This is a genomic window from Streptomyces sp. NPDC048496 (assembly GCF_043200055.1).
In the GTDB taxonomy this organism is placed as follows: domain Bacteria; phylum Actinomycetota; class Actinomycetes; order Streptomycetales; family Streptomycetaceae; genus Streptomyces.
Genome location: NZ_JBICXB010000040.1, coordinates 37,842 through 55,098 on the forward strand (window position 1 = coordinate 37,842; position 17,257 = coordinate 55,098).

Consider the following 17,257-nt stretch of genomic DNA (forward strand, 5'->3'; position numbering starts at 1 on the left):
TGCGGCGCCGGGCACCGCCTGGGTCGGTGGGGTTTGCGGTTACTTGACGGCGCCTGCGGTGAGACCACTGCGCCAGAAGCGCTGCAGTACGACGAAGGCGATGAGCAACGGGACCAGCGAGACGAACGCCCCGGTGATCGGGAGCATCGGGGAGACACCGTTGGCGAACTCCGAGCGCCACTGGACCAGGCCGACGGTGACCGGCAGCTTGGAGGCGTCGTTGATCATGAGCGCGGGCAGCAGGTAGTTGTTCCAGACGCTGACGAACTGGAACAGGAAGATCGTCACCAGGGCCGGGGCCATGACCGGCAGCGCGATGCGGAAAAAGGTCCGCTGCTCACCGGCGCCGTCGATGCGTGCTGCCTCCAGCAGCTCGTCGGGGACGGACGCCGACGCGTAGATGCGCGAGAGGTAGACGCCGAAGGGGCTGACGAAGCTGGGGAGCAGGACGGCCCAGTAGGTGTCGGTGAGTTGCATCTTGGCCAGCATCAGGAACAGCGGCAGGGCGAACATCGGCGCCGGGATCAGTACCGAGGCCAGGACCACGTTGAAGATCGCCTCGCGGCCGCGGAACCGGTACTTGGCCAGGGCGAACCCGGCCATGACCGACAGCAGGGTGCTGACCGCCGCGCCGACCAGGCTGTACAGCGCGCTGTTGGCCAGCCAGGAGGAGAAGACCCCGTCCTGGAAGGAGAAGACGCGGCTGAGGTTGCCGCCCAGGTCGAAGTGCGAGAACCACAGCGGGCTGCCCTGATGGAGGTATCCCTCGCCCTTGGTCGCCGAGACGAACAGCCACCACAGCGGGATGAGGGTGTAGAGGGCCATCAGGCCGAGCAGAGCGTTGACGGCCAGGCGTTCGGTGAGTGGGCTGCGAGTGGTGGTCATGCGTCGGCCGTCCTTCGCTGAGTGAACTTCAGGAACCCGAAGGAGAGGACCAGCGTCACGAGGGCCAGCAGAACCGATTCGGCAGCGGCCAGGTTCGGGTCCGCCTGGGAGGCGGTGAGCGTGGTGTTCATGATCGGACTGAACTTGTTGGAGGCGCCGGGTATCCGCGCGGCGGCGAGCACGGCCGGCTCGGTGTAGAGCTGGGCGGTGCCGATGATGGAGAACACCGTCGTGAGGACCAGGGCGGGCCGCACCATCGGGATCTTGACGTACCAGGCCAGGCGCCAGCCGGTGCAGTTGTCGAGGGTCGCGGCCTCGATCACGTCGCCGGGCACGGCCTGCAGCGCCGAGTAGATGATCAGCATGTTGTAACCGGTCCAACCCCAGGTGATCATGTTGCCGATCGACACCGGGATCCAGCCGGCCGACAAGAAGTCGGTGTGGATGCCGATCGCCGCCAGCGGCCCGGTGAACGGCGAGAGGTCCTTGACCAGCAGGAACGACCACATCACCGCTGCGATCGCACCGGGCAGCGCGTAGGGCAGGAAGAAGGTCAGCCGGAAGGTCTTCCTGAATCGGGCCGAACGCGAGTCCAGCAGCAGCGCGAGGACCAGGGCCAGCCCGAGCATCACCGGCACCTGGAAGGCACCGAGCAGCACCACCCGGCCGAGCGAGGCTATGAAGTCGCTGTCGTGGAGGGCGCTGGAGAAGTTGTCGAAGCCCGCGAACCGCTTGGTCTGCGCACCGCCGAACAGGCCCTGGCGTTGGACCTGGTAGAAGCTCTGATAGATCGCGTAGCCGATCGGCGCGAGCATCATCGCGGTGAACAGGACGCCGAACGGAACCAGGAACCCGGCGGCGTTCAGCGCGGTTCGGCGGCGGTGGCGGCTCGGCCCTGCCACCACGCGCGCAGGCGCCGGTGCGGGCGGTGATGCTGTCTGGGTGCTCATAGTGTTCGTTCCTCGCGCGCTTGCGGTATGGACGGGGCCCCGCGGCGCCGCACCCTCGAGCGGCACCGCGGGAGTCCTCGGGTGACCTGACGTCCCCTCGACATCAGCCGCCGGTCACGGAGAGCCCCAGGCTCTTGATCTTCTCGACCGTTTTCTGCTGAACCGTGGCGGTGGCCTGGGTGTAGCCCCCCTTGCCGATCGCGTCCGAGTAGTCCGCCTCGACCTGACCGAACGTCGGCCCGACGACCCAGGTGGTGGGGATGTTCGCCGCGGACTCCTTGAAGACGTCGTAGATCTTCTGTCCGCCGAAGTAGGGGTCGCCCTGGGACAGCAGCGGATTGTCCAGACCGGCCTTCGCCGCCGGGTACAGGCCGCCGACCTTGATGCCGGTGCTGACCGCGTCCGGGTCGCTGGACAGGAACGCGGCGAACTGCGCGGCCTGCTTGGGCGTCTTGCAGCCGGTCAGGACGGAGGTGGCGGAACCGCCGGAGTTCGCGCTGGTCCGGTCGCCTGCGGTCCAGGTCGGCATCGGGGCCACGGCCCACTTGCCGGCGAGGTCCTTGAGGTCCCCCTTGATGCCCGGGACGGCCCAGGCGGCGTTGACGAAGGTCATGACCTTGCCGGCCTCCGACGCCTTGTCGAAGTTCGGGTCCCAGGCGTTGCCGTTGTTCATCACCAACTTCTTGTCCTTCAGGCCCTGCCAGTACTTGGCGACCTGCTGCGTGCCCGGGTTGTCGATGGAGACCTGCCACGAGCCGTTCTGCGTGCCGAACCAGGACTTGCCGGTCTGCCAGGTCAAGGCGGCCATGTCGTAGGCGTCCTGGGGCGCGGTGCCGAAGGCGACCTTCGGGTCGGCCGCGTGGACCTTGGCGGCGTCGGCGGCGTACTCGTCCCACGTCGCGGGAGGCTTGGCGATGCCGAACTTCTTGAACAGGTCGGCGCGGTAGTACAGGGCCATCGGCCCGGTGTCGACGGGGACGCCGTACATCTTGCCGCCGGCCGAGGACGCCGCGACGGTCCAGTCCAGGTACTTGTCGGTGTCGCCGGAGGCGTACGGGGTGATGTCCATCAGCGCTTTCTTGACCAGCATCGACGGGATGTCGTTGTAGGTGACCTGCGCCAGACACGGGGCCTTGCCCGCGGTGATCGCGTTGGTCATCTGGTCGTAGCCGCCCTTGGCACCGGACGGGATCTGCTTGAACGTCACCTTGACGTCCGGGTGGGCAGCGTTCCACTGGGCGGTGATCTTGTCGTAGCCCGGGGCCCAGCCCCAGAACGCCAGCGACACCGGGCCGGCCTTCGACGAACCGCCGGCGTCGTCGGAGCCGGAACATCCGGTCAGCAGCAGGGCAAAGGAGAGGGCTGCCGCACCGGCGGCGGATCTGGATGTGAAGGTACGCATGACTTCCTCATGGGACGGCCGTGATGACGGGATGGCAGATAAAGCAGAAGAGACGAGATCGGAGAAGGCGTCGAACAATCGCGTTCGGAAATTACGGAGAATTATTCAGCGCACCACGACGGGCCGGTCAACACCCTTGCACGGTGTTTTTCAGCGCAATGCAGACGGCGCGGTTTCAGGGCATACTTCACCAGCCCGCGGCCCTGACCTGCAGATTCAGGGAACAGCGGGGCACGCTTCGATGCATCGACAGAAATCTGCCGAGTAATAACTGGCGGACGACACCGAGAGGCGAGAGTCGAATGTCACACCATTTGAATTCCGGCGGCGACGGCTCTCTCCGTAATGACTTTATGTCTTATCGGCTTCGCACGGCAGCTCCGGGAGTTTCGGCGAAGAAGTCGGGACGGGGCGGGCGCTCAGGACAACCGGGCACGGACGCTCTCCCTGATGACCAGACAGGCGGCGCCCCGCGCCCACAACGTCTCGCTGGCCTCGTCGACCTTGATCACACAGTCGCGGGCCGCGGTGGAGACGGCGTGGCGCTCCAATGCCGCAGTCATGGCGGGCCCGAAGTGCTCATAGGCCACCACGCCTTCACCCGCGATCACGACCAGCCCCGGGTTGAGCAGGTTGCACAGGCATGCCAGTCCGCGTCCAAGCGCGTCGCCGGCCACGGCGAACGCATCGAGCGCGGCACGTCGTTCAACCTCCGACCCCGACCGCGCGAGCTCCACAACGGTGTCGTAGTCGGCCTCGGGCCGGCCACCGGCCTCGCGGAACATCCGCAGCACCGCATCGGAGGAGGCCAGCGCCTCCACGCAGCCGCGGTTGCCGCAGGCGCAGTCCGGACCATTCGGCTCGATCGGCAGATGCCCGAACTCGACGGCCAGTCCACCGACACCTGAGTGGAGAACTCCGTGGAGCATCAGCGCACCACCGACGCCGCGTCCGACCGAGATCACGGCGAACGAACCGACATCCCGGCCCTCGCCGAACCAACGCTCAGCAATGACCAGGGCGTTGACGTCGTTGTTCACTACCACCGGAAGCCCGGTGGCCGCGCTCAGCGGAGCAGCGACAGCGACGTCCGTCCAGCCCAGCCGTACCGCCGAACGGCACACCCCGCTCGCCGCGTCGACGTGGCCGCCCACGCCGACCCCGACACCCAGCACCCTCGCGTCGGCACTCGGTGCCTGCGCGATGAGCCGGGCTGTCAGCTCCGCCGCCACCGACAGCACATGAGCGGGCTCCGGGGAATCGAGCACGTGCTCCAGGCGGTGCAGCGGACGTGCACCGAGGTCGGTGAGCACGGCCGCAACATGTGTGCGCGCGATCTGGATCCCCACGACCAGGTGCTGCTCGGTGTTGACCCGCAACAGGCGTTGCGGGCGACCCAGACCCGACGCGCTCTGCTGTCCGGTCTCGCTCAGATAGCCGTCCTCGATCAGCGGCGAGAGCAGCCGGGTCACCGTGGAGGGTGACAGCCCGAGCCGCTGCGCGATCACTGTTCTGGAGATCGGGCCGGCGGTCAGCACCTGGGCGAAGATCTCGGCTCCCGTCTGGTCCGGGACCAGGGCCGTCATCGCGCTCACATCACGCCTCTCCATCACATGGCCGACTCAGTGTTGCCAAGAGTTTGATGGAGATATTTTTGCGCGTCAAGAAAAGAAATGGCAAGAGAGGGGAGGGCAGCAGAGTCCTCGGGTGCCGTCGCCGACTCACCGGCGGCAAGCTCCCGGGCGGCGACCGCGTCGGCGAGGACTGCTCTCTCTCCAGCGACTGCTCCACCGCGGCCGGCACCGGGCTCGAGACGGGATGCCCGGCCTCGGCAGCCAGGCACTGCCCTCCGCAGTCAGCCCGGCGCCCATGGGACGCACCGGGAGGTGAGCTCGCGCGGGCGGGGCCCGGACCAGGAAGCCTGCGCCTCGCGCAGGCCTCCCCCAGGAAGAGCAGCACACGTACGTCTTCCACACGGAAGACGTACACCCATGAAAAAACCCCAGATCAGATGCCTGACCTGGGGTTCATAATGGAGCCGCCTTCGGGATTCGAACCCGAGACCTACGCATTACGAGACCGTGAGCGTTCGTGTTGCCTGGTACCTCGTCGTGCTGCGTGGTGACGTTTTTCCTGATCAGAGCACGTGCGACAGGTTGACCTGGGCTACTCAGTGATGCGCCGTCCAAAGGCGTCCGGCCACCGAATGGCCACCGAGACCGGCCGCAGTAGGTTCTGTGCGACCGGAAAGCTCTCTTGTCGCCCTCCTACAGTAGCCCTGCCTGCGGCGGCTGATGTGCTCGTTGCTGGCCAAGCAGGTACGGCGAGGACCCGTCCGGTACACCATGAATCGAGACGCACTCGGGCACTATCGAAGGGCAGTGGATACACGCTGCCAGCATCAAGCGAGTGGCCCCGGAAGGAAGCCGATCTTCACCCCAACGTGGGGGCTTACAGCGCCGCCGGGCTCTTGTCAGTCCGGACTTCTATGGTAATAAGTGAAGATTCTGTGACGGGGGAAGGCTGGGCGGCGGATGACCACGACGAGCTCAAGTGGCCTATCGGATGTGGTCCGGCGCGGCAAACTGCGGCGTCGGGTCTCCGGCATGGGCGTCCGCAAGTTCGGGGCCACTCGATTCGACGTGGAATTGCTGGAGGCCGTCGATGCCGCCAGCGCGCGGGAAGTGCCGCTGGCCTTGGTCATTCCCCTGCCAGCCGCCGATATCCCGATCGCACTCGGTGCCGCCAGCCTCGTGGCGCAGGTCGTTCGAACCGGCAGTCTCGACGTCACCGCGACGGTGGTCTCCAAGCGGCTCTCGCAGCGTGCCGCCTATGACCAGCTGTACATCGAGAGTCACAGGCTGGCCGATTTCATCCCCCGGGCACGGCTCACGGCCAACGGCAAGGTCGAGGTCATCGGAAGTCCCGTTCGTGACCGGGCCGGTCAGCTGATTCTCACGTCGGAGATGAACCGAGTAAGCGGTCGTGGGGCGCTGGTAGTCGACGGGACGGCGGCTGATCTAGGTGATCTCGGGCCGTGTCTGCGCCGGGACCAGGACCTGGTGTACATCACAGACACGCCGTTCGACTCGAATCTGGACGCCATCCGCGAGGCAGGCGGCGTCGTATGGGCGTTTGACCCACCGTCGTTCGAGGACCTGGCGGCGCCTTTCAAACCGGGTGAGGCAACAGGCGAGTTCGCTGCGCCCTCTGAGTTGCTGCGTGCCACCGCTATGGCCGAGCGTGTCGTGCGAGCACCAGAGGCCGCGACATCGCTGGATCAGGCTTTGAGCGGCACGTGGAAGGCACTCGGGCGACTCGCCGCCGTGACCGGCGACTCAGGGAATCTCGCGATGACGCACGCCATTCGCTGGGCGTGGGGAGTCCTGTCCACATTCAGTTTGTCGGTCACCTCTCCCACCTCCTACGACGCGCGCGTCTCCCGAGGTCCGTTCTCCGTCCTCCTGGGGGATGCCACCAGCCACGCGCGCGCGGTATCCCGCCATAGCGCGGGACCGACCAGGGATGCTTGGGCGGCGGTCGCCGACGGCTTCGACGACATCTACGAGGCCGCCCGTGAACGGCCGAAGTTCGCTCTCGTCCAAGATTGGGTCCGCGAGGAGGCCGGGCGGCGCGGAACGGGGATGATCGTCACACGCAACCAATCCGCCGTGGCGGCACTGACGGCCGACTTGGACGAGTCGCCGCTGGTCCCGCACGGTTGGGCGGAGCGAATCAGGGTGGTTTCCATCCGTGACCTCGCCTGCGGACGGGTCTCCGGTCTGCCAGTGTCGTCGATGCTGGTCACAGGTCCGCTGCCGCGAGCCTACGCCAGCTTGCTGGCCGCTCCTGCGGCGACGAGGCTGCTGGTCACAGCCGCTGGGGAATGGGAGGCAGGGCGAGCGGCGCGGCAGGCGAGGACCACATTCCTGGCGCTGGCGGAGTTGCGCGCGAGGACTGCGGCGGGCAGCGCAGTCCGACTCGGGACCCACCCGATAGTGGTCCGTCCAGCCGATGCGCATATCGTCGTCCGGCTGGACACCACTGTCGTCAAGGCCACCGACGTGGCGCGGGACGTGGACGACTCGCCGTGGGAGCCGTTTGGTCTCGACGTCCTGAAGGTCCTGGCCAGGATTGGGTCGGCTGGTTCCGACGCGGCGGAGAGCCCGCCACCGGCGCGTGGCTGTAACGGCGGCTCCACGGCCCGAGTGGACGCGATCACCGTTGAGTTCGCCGACGGCCGCGCGATGCTGATGGACCCCAATGACATGGTTTATCGCAAGCGGCAGAAAAACACACGCCAGGTCGCGGCCAAGTCCCTTCAGGCCGGTGACGTCATCGCGCTCGTCGACGCCGCCGCGCGCAGAAACCTGTTCGACTCGGTCATCGACGTCCTGTCGGAACTGCCCACTTACGCGCCGCTCGCCGCGCTGATCGCGTTCTGGCACGAGCGGGTCGCGCGCGTCTCCTCCAGCGGTTGGACCTATCGCGAGATACTCGCGGCGATGCGACGCAACGCCGATCCGACCACGATCACGAGCGAGCAGACCATCGGGACCTGGGTCCGCGGGAACTCCGAGGGCCCGGAGGACCCGGCTGACGTCAGACGCTTCGCGGAGGCTGTCCGCGACACCGAGTTGCTTCGCCGCGCGGACCCGGTGGGCAAAGCGCTGTGCACGAGCCGCACCATTCACCGGACAGTGGGGCGCTGGCTGTCCGGACAAATCACCGGCGCGCGCATGAATGATGACGACGCGCTGATCGACCCGGCCCTCGGGATCCACGTCGCCGACCTCCTGGAGGCCGTGACCTTGCACCAGGTCACGGCCGTGCACGCCAAGCTGGCGAGTGTGCCGGCCAGCGCGATCGGCGTCCTCGTAGAGGAATCCGTTATCCCGCAGCTGACAGCCATTCAACTCGCGAGGGAGACAGCGCGCTGATCTGAGCAAATGGGGCCCACCATATGAGGCCTGGCCCCACCCTCCGCGTCCGGGCAAGCGACGAAGTCCCTGCCCCAGACGCCTTCCATGTCCTTCGTATCGCTTGGGACGGAGCGAGAGATGACGGCCACCACACCGGCGGCACCCGCAGACGGCGACACCGCTGGGAACTTCGAGGCGAAGATCCGCGACGCGTTGCTCGCCTCACTTGAACGGCACATTCTCACCGAGGCAGCGGGTGGGCACCTGCCCACCCGAGTTCGCCTCACCGACGCGCAGAGGCGCGCGATCTGGCTCGGACAGCTGTCCAGCGAACCGCAGTTGACCGTCGATCGCGCCAAGGGCCTCAGCGGCGATCGCCTGGTCCCGGCGGCGCAGGGCTTCTCATTTCGGCTCGCCGGATCGGCTCCCGCCGAGATCGACGTCGAGGTCAGCTTCGCGGTGTACATCGCGTTGCACGCCTCCCAGACCGAGCAGCACGCGTTCACACACGCGGTCACAGACAACAGCAACACCTCAGCGGCCGCCAAGTCCGCCGCCCGGGTCGGCGGGAAGACACTCGGCCGCCAACTGGCCGCAGTGTGGATGAAGGTGCCCGTCGGACCGGTCAACGTGCGCGTGGAGGTCCACGACGGGGCACGCGGGTCGACGCGCTTCGGCGCGCAGGCCATCGCGGACGCGATTCGAGCCGCTGTGCGTCCGGCCGCAGGTAGCGAGCCTTTCCGCCCCCGGCGTACGGCGTCACCAGCCGGATCCCTGCCGCGCGACCCCGACATGGCCGACGACGCGGCATGGGCGTCATACTGCGCCAACAACCTGATCGCTGTGGCCGACGCCGCCCTCCCCCAGTTCGCCGCCGCACTCGACGTCGATGTCTTGACCACCGAGGCAGGACGCGACGTCCTGATCACCCTCGTGAACACTACTCCGCCCGAGGATGCCCAGTTCGCCGACCAGGCTCGTACGATCCCATTCGGCCGACAGCACTTGGACACCCGGCTATACGAAGCCAAAGTCGCGGCGCGCACCAACGCCGTCCTGGCCCCATACACCCTGGAACAGGTGGCGAACTCCCACCGCTACGACCGCACTGTTCCCGCCTTCGGGCAGGCCTCCCCGGTGGTCGCCGCAACTGACCCTGCCACCGGCGGGACGACGTTCGAAACCGGCTATGGGGCGACTGCCCTGACCCAGCGCCCCCACCCCCGGACAACCTCGGGCACGGGCGAGACCATCGACGCCAGGTTCGACACCGTGATCGCCGACCCGGTCGGGGCGGTCACCGCGATCGTCGAGGCCCACGCCGCATGGGTGGCCGAGCACTGGTCGGATGCCGCCCTGACGGCGCGCGCGACAGATCGAGGCTGGAGCGACGAAGCCATCGCAGAGGCCAAGAGGGACGCTGACACCGCCCGGGGCGAGGTCGAGTGGATCCGCGCCGGCGTCCGCGCCATCGAGCGAGACGCGGTTCTGCGTGAAGCCTTCGTCCTCGCCAACCGGGCCATGAAGAAGGTGGGAGCGAACAAGGGTTACGACTCGTGGCGCCTGTTCCAGATCGCCTGGATGGTCGGCTGTCTGCCGGCCGTCGCGGACCCAGAAGCCGACCCCAGCGTGCAGATCGAGACCGTGCAGACCGGTGGCGGTAAGTCCGAGGCCTACCTCGGCGTCATGCTCATTCATCTGTTCCACGCCCGCCTCACAGGGGGAACGGCCGGCGTGAACGTCTGGGCGCGCTTCCCGTTGCGACTTCTGTCCACGCAGCAGACGACTCGCTTCGCCGAAGCCGTGTTCGCGGCCGAGGTCCTGCGTCAGGACGATCCGCGAATCAGCGCCGGAGATCCGTTCGGTGTCGGCTTCTTCGTAGGCAGCACCAACACCCCTAACCGCATCTACGCGGCCAACAGTCGGTTCTCGAACGGCGTCGACCCGCACTCGCCGAATCTCGCCGAACGCTGCCGTGTCCTCGAGTACTGCCCTGCCTGCGACCCGTCTGGCAGTGGCCGCAAGGTCCTCGTTCAGTTCGACGAGGCCAGTTGGACCATGCGGCATACATGCCAGAACCCTGCGTGTCGGCTCTTCGGAGTCCTGCCAATCTGGGTCGTCGACGACGACATCTACCGAAACGCCCCCTCCGTACTAGTCGGCACTGTCGACCGGCTCGCTCAGATCGCCCACAGCAAGGGGTTCCAGATCATCTTCGGCCAGGCGCAGTCCCGATGCCTTCTCCACGGATATACGCCGGATCCGACTTACTGTGCCGTCTTCGGCTGCACAGCTCCGCGAGCGCCGATCCCGCCCGGGTTCGGCTCCCTGCGCTGCGAGATCGCCGACGAGCTGCATCTCCTGGAGGAGAGTCTGGGCGCCCTCGACGGCATGTACGAAACGCTCCTACAGCAGATCGGTGCGAGGCTCGGCAATCGGCCCCTCCACATCGTGGCCGCGACCGCCACCCTCGAGGGCTACGAGAACCAGGTGCTCCATCTCTACCAACGCTCGGCCCGCCGTTTCCCCGCCCCGGGTCCTGACGCGGGCGAGACGTTCTTCTCCTACACCGACCCTGAGGATCCCTTGCGCCGCTACGTCGGCGTGCGGCCCCGCGGCATCACCATGGTCACCGCCGCCGCAGAGGTGACCCGCATGTACGCCGCATGGCTCGAACGATCCGTCGCGGACCCCGCCTCAGCGGCCGTCGACGCCGGACTCAACCACGCCGAGCCGCACGTCCTCACGGTGGTGGAGAAGGCGCTACGCGACGACTACGCGGTCCTGCTTGGGTACTGCCTGCGCAACGAGGACCTCTCCTCGTACACTCGCGACGATCGCGTCAGGTCCCTGGTCGAGACCAGTGACAACCTCGCGATCATCTCTGGCAGTGCCGAGCCCGCCGCAGTCCGCGAAGCGGTCCGGCGGCTCGCTGCACCACCAGAGGATCCCAGCCGCCGGATCCGCCTCATCGCCGCCACAAGGGCAATCGGCCACGGCTTCGACTCGCCGCGTCTCGGCTTCATGGTCCTCATGGGCACGCCCACCCAGGCGGCGGAAGTCATCCAGGCCACGGCCCGGGTCGGACGCACGCACCCCGGCATGATCGTGCACATCTTCAATCCGTCACGAGACCGCGATGCGTCTGTCTTCCGCTACTACAGGGCCTGGATTACCTACCTCGACCGACTCGTGCACAAGGTACCGGTCAATCGCGAGTCTCTACCCGTACTCCGCAGAGTGCTCTCTGGGGCTCTCATGGCCTGGGCCCTCCAGGTCTACGAGGTCGCATGGACCAAGTCGGGCAAAGGCCGGTACGCCCTCAGTAAGTCTGACCAGTTCCGCAAGGCCCTCGACGAGGGATTCCTCGATCGGACTCGCTTGATCGAGGATCTGTCGGCCGGCCTCGGTCTCAACCCGGATAACCCCTACCACGACATGCACCGCGCGGAAGTCGTGCGGTACGTCGACGAGATGATGTCCGTCCTGGCCGTATCTGGGGAGTCCAACACGAGGACGGCCGAACTTCTGGACCCGTCGGTTCCGCGCTCGCTGCGCGACATCGAGGCACCGATCACCATCCACGGAAACGTGTGAGGAGCGCTCCATGACCTACGACACGTTGCACCGCACTGCCACCCAGGCGCTGTGGAACCACATGCCAGGCCAGCCGTACAACTGGGACAACCAGGTGTCCGTCATCGGCGAGCCGCCCCGACACGCCTCACCACTCGATGTTCCGGAAGCATGGCTCGCCCCGCAGTTGAGGCGACTGATCCGACCCTTCGCCCAGCAGCATTCCGGAATCCCAAACTCTGGTCCAGAACTCGACATCATCGAGCGTGGGCAATACAGCATCGTCGAGGCCCATGACCTACAGGCATCACGATTCCCAAACACATTCATCTGCCACGAGTGTGGACACCTGAGCACCGTCAATCCCACCAACCAGACACCAGCTTGTCCCCTCGGGCACAGACTCAAGACCCAGTTCCAGTTCGCTGAGGCTCACAACTGTGGTCTCCTTCGCGAGATCCGGGCCCCCAGATGCGCCAACAACTGCTCCGGGCCAATGCTCCTGCGGAACTGGCGCGTGCTGGACACCCGCCAGTGGGTCTGGCAATGCGGCAAGTGCAGCACACGCGCAGAGCGACGTGTTGTCTACTGCCCCGATTGCAAGACCAGTCCCACCTCTGTGCTTCGGGTGCCGCAGACCTCGCTCCACTACCCGCAGTCCTTGACCGTGATCAATCCGCCCACTCGCTCCGAGTACACCGGCCTAAAGGGCGACACGATCGGCGCCGCCGCCGTCGGACAACTCATCGGAGCTGTGGCCCCGGGCCTCGACGCGCTCCGCGCCGCAACCAGCGGAGGCGACGGTGACGACAAGCTGGCGCAGGCCAAGGCGACCTGCGAGGCACTCGGGATCCACCCCGGCGATCCTTTGTACGAGTCGATGATGGACAAGGCGCGTCAGGCCGCCGTGGCCGTCGGCGGATGGCAAAAGGAAGTCGAGGCTCTGGTACTTCCCCCAGAAACCCTTGAGGTCATCGGCGACGAGGTGTTTTCCCTCAGCCGTGCTACAGCGGCGCCATCGCTCACCGTCGATGACCTGCTGCGGAACCCCCCGTCGGCCGACCTGGTCCCCACCTACGGCGGATACCGCGCGTTGTTCGACCGCTACAAACTGGCTGACGTTACCCTGCTGCGCGAACTTCCGATCGCGAACGTCGTCGCGGGCTACACGCGGATCTCGGCCCACGCCGTACAGCAGACACGCGCCGGCGACAAGGGCACGTGGTTCAAGTTCTTTCCAGCGTCCAACGGCAAGTACCCCATGTACGGCAAGCGGACCGAGACCGAGGGTTTGCTCGTCCGCGTCAAGCCGCTGGAAGTCATCCGCTGGCTCGTCGACTCCGGCGTCGTTCCCGACCCCAAGGTCACGGACGAGTCGAACGCGTACAAGTGGCTGCTACGGGTCCGAGAACCAGTCGTCGACATGTTCAACGCCCCGGAGCAGCGGATCACCCGCAGCGTCCTCGGGCTGGTCCACTCGATGTCCCACCGGTTCATGAAGTCCATCGCAGCACGCTGCGGACTCAATATCGACTCGCTCGCCGAATACCTCTTCCCATCCGCACTGGCATTCCTTGTCTACGCCAACACCCGCAGCGACTTCACGTTGGGCGGCATCGAGCACGTATATCGCTACGACCTCGCAGAGGCGTTGTCCGAGCTCGCCGCCGATCCGCGGTGCGTCTTCGACCCGCCATGCCGCCGCTCCTTCGGGGGCGCATGCGCGGCCTGCTTGCACACCAGCGAAATCTCCTGCGAGCGGTTCAACACCGTCCTGGACCGGAACCTCCTGTTCGGGACCCTGCCCTCTGCGGATGACACGGATCCTGCTCGGACATCCGACGAGATCACATGGCAGGCGTTCTGGGCTCCATGAACTTGACAGCCGCACCAGGACGCCTCGGCCTCTCGATCCTACGATTGACCGGGACCACTCCCACTCAACAAGCTAGAGAGTCGGTAGCGCCCCCGAATGAAGGACTCCGCCAATGATCCGCTCGCCGTCCGAAGTCGTCGTCGACGAGCACAGCACCGTCGCCCTGCCCATGAGCATCCTCGCCGAGGCCGGAATCAATCCTGGTGAGACCCTGCTGGCGTTCAGCGAGGGCGACGGCAGGATCGTCCTTCGACGTCTGGAGGACAGCATCACGGACCTACTCAACGGCCGGCCGCTGTAGCACCCCACCGGACTCCGGCGGCTCGCCACCGCCGGAGCTGTTGCTCGATCTCGTCTGCGGCCCGGGTCGGATCTTCGTGCTCCCAGACTCGGATCACTCTCCACCCAGCTGCGAGCAACTTCTCGTTGGTCTCGGCGTCTCTGGCCCGGTTGCCGTCGATCTTCTCTCGCCAGAAGTCCGCGTTCTTGACCGCCGGGCGGTAGTGGTCGGGGCAGCCATGCCAGAAACAGCCGTCAACGAAGACCGCGACGCGGTCACCAGGAAAGACCAAGTCCGCCTTGCGTCGGATCTCGACGAGCGGCCTGGCGTTGACTCGATAGCGCAGTCCGCGCTGATAGAGCAGCTTCCGCAACGCCAGCTCGGGTCCGGTGTCCTTGCCACGGTTAGCACGCATGGCAGCCCGGACCTCAGGCGAGGAGGCGGTTGACTCGGGCGGGAGTGTCTCCACCGCCAACAGTCCTCTGTCCTTCGCGCGTTGCCACGCCTCCGCCAGGTTCTCGCCTCTGGACGCGTGCTCAACCTCGCAGACGTACCTCTCCTGAGTCTTGCCATCCTTCGACCAGCGCAGATACGCACGGATGCGCCGCGTCCGCCGGTACAACCGCAAGCTGATCGAAGCCCGCGCGAGGCGGCCGTCCGCTAGCGCGACATTGCGTCGGGCGCGACCTCCGGCCGCGCGGTCCTGCTCCACCGCTGGTGCCACGGCACCAGCGCGCCGCTTGTACGCCCGCTCCGGGGGAAGTTGTTCTTTCCAGTGCCCCCCGGCCCGTTGTTCCTGCATGACCTCAGTGTCCAGCCGCTGAGAGCGCGTCGGCGACGGCGTTGGCGAAGAACTCACCGAGAACGACCGGGACGGCGTTGCCGAGCTGGCGCATCTGCTCCCCGCGGGGGCCGGAGCCCAGCCATTCATCGGGGAATGTCATCGCCCGAGCCGTCTCCCGAACCGTCATGTAGCGGTGATGATGGGTCCACCCGTCCGGTGATGTGCGGTCCGCGTAACCAGTGTCGAGCAGCACGACGGACTCTCCACCGGGCACACCGTGCACGCCGGCCTTGACCGTCTTGGCGGGCCTGTCGAGCTCGTTCGGTGTGTGCCCCTGGTAGATACGCGCGCCCGGCCAGCCGATGTGGTCGACGACGCCGATCTCCTTGCCAAAGTCGAACTTCTCGTCGAGACGGGTGAGGTCCACTGGCGGAAGCGCCGGGAGTTTGACATCGGTGCCGTAGCCCTGGATGGCGTCACGCAGCGTGCGCCATGGCCTGATCTTGGGGTCTTCTTCCTTGGTCGGCTTCGGCAGCTTGGCCCGAGCCCACGCACGCGCCCGTTCTTTCGCTCGCGGAGTCACGTCCGAGTGGCGCCGCCAGTACGGTCCGTCCTCATCGAGCATCGAGCGCCACAGGGCGGTCTCCGAGAACTGAGGTGTGTTGACATACTTCTCGAATGCCTCGATATCAACCGGAATGTCGGCACGGAAGGCCACGAGCACGATGCGGTTACGGATCTGGGGCACCCCGTAGTCCGCCGCGTTCACAGGCACCATCACGACCTTGTAATGGTCGGGATCGGTGTCGTTCTCGGGGAGCCCGCCGATGATGCCCTTCAGGTGCTCATTGTGCGATTCCCAGCTGACCTCATCGTCCCGCTTCTCGAAGGGGAGCGTCAGTTCGTTCTGGATGTACTGGAAGTAGTCCGCGAAGGAGGGCCGCCGCAGACCGCGGACGTTCTCGCAGATGACCGCCTTGGGCCGCATCTCACGGACGGCCTTGAACATGGCCGGGAACATGTTGCGCTTGTCCTCGTCGCCCTTGGCGACGCCGCCGGCGCTGAACGGCTGGCACGGCGGGCCGCCGGCCAGGACATCCACCTTCCCCTGGAATGCCGTCATGTCAAGGTCCCGGACGTCCCCGGGGTAAAGCGGCGCGGGCCGCCCGGGACTGGGAGGCTCGGGCTTCGTATCCTCGATGCGCTCGACCCCGTCCGCGCCCAGCGTCTTCCGGGCGCTCGCCACGAGCGTCTCGCACGCGCGCTTGTTGAACTCGTTGAACAGGAGCGGGCGGAAGCCCGCTTGGTGGACCGCCATGGCAAGGCCACCCCCGCCCGCGAACAGCTCAACACTCGTCCGCGGCTTCTTCGTCTTTTTGGGCTGGTCAACCATGCGAGAACCATACCGCGGAGTTGGTGATCATGGGACTGTTTCACTCGAATGAGTCGCCAGAGAGTGAGCAAGACCATAGGGTTCGTGGTGATCCATCACCCCGAAGGAGCAGGGCGAATGTCTTTCGGCGTTGAAGGCTGCCAGCCCGATTCGCAGCCGCGTCAGAGCAGCGACGGCCCCTCCGGCACAGACACGCCCTTGTAGATCAGGAAGCCATGCCCTCCGAGTACACGCCCGCTTCGTTCGACCCGCTGTCGACCGAACAAATCGCGAACACCGTCTGCGAGACCTTCGAGCGCCAGCCCCTGGTTTCCATGACTACGGAGATCCCGAGGTTCGAGGGATCCGGGCTGTACGCGCTCTACTACCGTGGGGTCGACGTAGCCCTGTACCTGCCCTTGGCGGGCCTTCAGATCCCCGTGTACGTAGGGCAAGCCACCAGCAACAGCGCCACCGGGGCAAGGGTCCGGGAGCGGTTCCCTCTCCATAGCCGCCTCAAGCAGCACCGGATCTCGATCATCGAAGGCGGCCTCCCCATCGATGAGTTCCGGTTCCGGGCGCTGCTGCTGCCGGACGTGCACGCGAATCTGGGTGAGAACGGCCTGCGCGTCGGCTACCAGCCGGTGTGGAACAGCATCCTCACCGGGTTCGGCAGCAAGGAGCAGGGGGCAACGACCCGGCAGAGCCGGAAGAGCAAGTGGGACACAGTGCATGATGGGCGCCGGCGCACCCACGGGGGCGTCGTCCATGACGTCGAAGCCCTCGTTTTGGTGGTCAAGGCACACATCGAGCGGCGGGTCGACGGATACGACGCTCTTCCGTGGTTGCACCCGAGCACCGAGACGTTCCTGGACCTCGACGCCCCCTGAGAGCGGCGCTCTTCGGCGGTGATCAACGGCTAAGTTGGGCTCCGAGCCACGAGGCCGCCCTGGATGACCTCGCCCACGATGCCGCAGAGAAGGTCGCCCAGCTCGTGCCGCCATCGCGGCTGCATCTGGCTGCTGTCCCCAGACTGCCCCCGCACATCTGCGGGGTGCGCCAGCCGCGGCGTCGGGCTGACGCGGCCCGCAGCAGGACATCGCCCGACGCCCCTCAGAGCCTGTCGGGTGGCCGGTCATGCGTGAAGCGTGACAGTCGCGATCTGCCCTCCGGGCATGGCGACGGCCCCGGAATGATCACGTGGTGTGTG

The 17,257-nt window shown here is 66.6% G+C and carries 11 protein-coding genes; 5 read left to right on the forward strand and 6 right to left on the reverse strand.

Annotation, left to right across the window (positions count from 1 at the left end; translation table 11 throughout):
- Positions 1-39: 39 nt before the first annotated feature.
- The 4 genes from ACGFSA_RS27390 to ACGFSA_RS27405 form a co-directional block, all read right to left on the reverse strand.
- A complete protein-coding gene (locus ACGFSA_RS27390) occupies positions 40-885 on the reverse strand; it encodes a carbohydrate ABC transporter permease (RefSeq protein ID WP_393308599.1) in 846 nt (281 codons plus the stop codon).
- Positions 882-1,835 carry a carbohydrate ABC transporter permease gene (locus ACGFSA_RS27395; RefSeq protein WP_393308601.1) on the reverse strand — a complete coding sequence of 318 codons (954 nt, stop codon included), beginning with the start codon at positions 1,833-1,835 and terminating at the stop codon, positions 882-884. Before ACGFSA_RS27395 ends, ACGFSA_RS27390 begins: the two co-directional genes overlap by 4 nt.
- Before the next feature lie 103 nt (positions 1,836-1,938).
- On the reverse strand, positions 1,939-3,237 hold the full coding sequence (locus ACGFSA_RS27400; RefSeq protein ID WP_393308603.1) for an ABC transporter substrate-binding protein: 1,299 nt from the start codon (positions 3,235-3,237) through the stop codon (positions 1,939-1,941).
- Positions 3,238-3,656: 419 nt separating this feature from the next.
- Positions 3,657-4,823, reverse strand: a complete 1,167-nt coding sequence (locus tag ACGFSA_RS27405) for an ROK family protein (protein ID WP_393308622.1) — start codon at positions 4,821-4,823, stop codon at positions 3,657-3,659.
- 948 nt (positions 4,824-5,771) lie between these two features.
- Here ACGFSA_RS27405 and ACGFSA_RS27410 point away from each other — a divergent pair.
- From ACGFSA_RS27410 to ACGFSA_RS27425, 4 genes are all read left to right on the forward strand, one after another.
- On the forward strand, positions 5,772-8,177 hold the full coding sequence (locus ACGFSA_RS27410; protein WP_393308605.1) for a hypothetical protein: 2,406 nt from the start codon (positions 5,772-5,774) through the stop codon (positions 8,175-8,177).
- Positions 8,178-8,297: 120 nt separating this feature from the next.
- Positions 8,298-11,756 carry a hypothetical protein gene (locus ACGFSA_RS27415; protein WP_393308607.1) on the forward strand — a complete coding sequence of 1,153 codons (3,459 nt, stop codon included), beginning with the start codon at positions 8,298-8,300 and terminating at the stop codon, positions 11,754-11,756.
- A gap of 10 nt (positions 11,757-11,766) precedes the next feature.
- The gene (locus ACGFSA_RS27420) at positions 11,767-13,611 is read left to right on the forward strand and encodes a hypothetical protein (protein WP_393308609.1); all 1,845 of its coding nucleotides are present in this window, start codon (positions 11,767-11,769) and stop codon (positions 13,609-13,611) included.
- A 112-nt stretch (positions 13,612-13,723) separates the two neighbouring features.
- Positions 13,724-13,912: a hypothetical protein gene (locus ACGFSA_RS27425; RefSeq protein WP_393308611.1), complete on the forward strand. Its 189-nt coding sequence runs from the start codon at positions 13,724-13,726 to the stop codon at positions 13,910-13,912.
- Here ACGFSA_RS27425 and ACGFSA_RS27430 read toward each other — a convergent pair.
- Together ACGFSA_RS27430 and ACGFSA_RS27435 are read right to left on the reverse strand one after the other, a co-directional pair.
- Complete coding sequence (locus ACGFSA_RS27430; RefSeq protein WP_393308624.1) at positions 13,893-14,360, reverse strand: very short patch repair endonuclease; 468 nt, start codon at positions 14,358-14,360, stop codon at positions 13,893-13,895. The two genes, ACGFSA_RS27425 and ACGFSA_RS27430, sit on opposite strands and share 20 nt — an antisense overlap.
- A gap of 337 nt (positions 14,361-14,697) precedes the next feature.
- The gene (locus ACGFSA_RS27435; protein WP_393308613.1) at positions 14,698-16,068 is read right to left on the reverse strand and encodes a DNA cytosine methyltransferase; all 1,371 of its coding nucleotides are present in this window, start codon (positions 16,066-16,068) and stop codon (positions 14,698-14,700) included.
- A 215-nt stretch (positions 16,069-16,283) separates the two neighbouring features.
- On the opposite strand from ACGFSA_RS27435, the gene ACGFSA_RS27440 reads away from it, so the two are divergent.
- Positions 16,284-16,937 (forward strand): Eco29kI family restriction endonuclease, encoded by a 654-nt coding sequence (locus ACGFSA_RS27440; RefSeq protein WP_393308615.1) that lies wholly within the window; start codon positions 16,284-16,286, stop codon positions 16,935-16,937.
- Positions 16,938-17,257 lie beyond the last annotated feature (320 nt).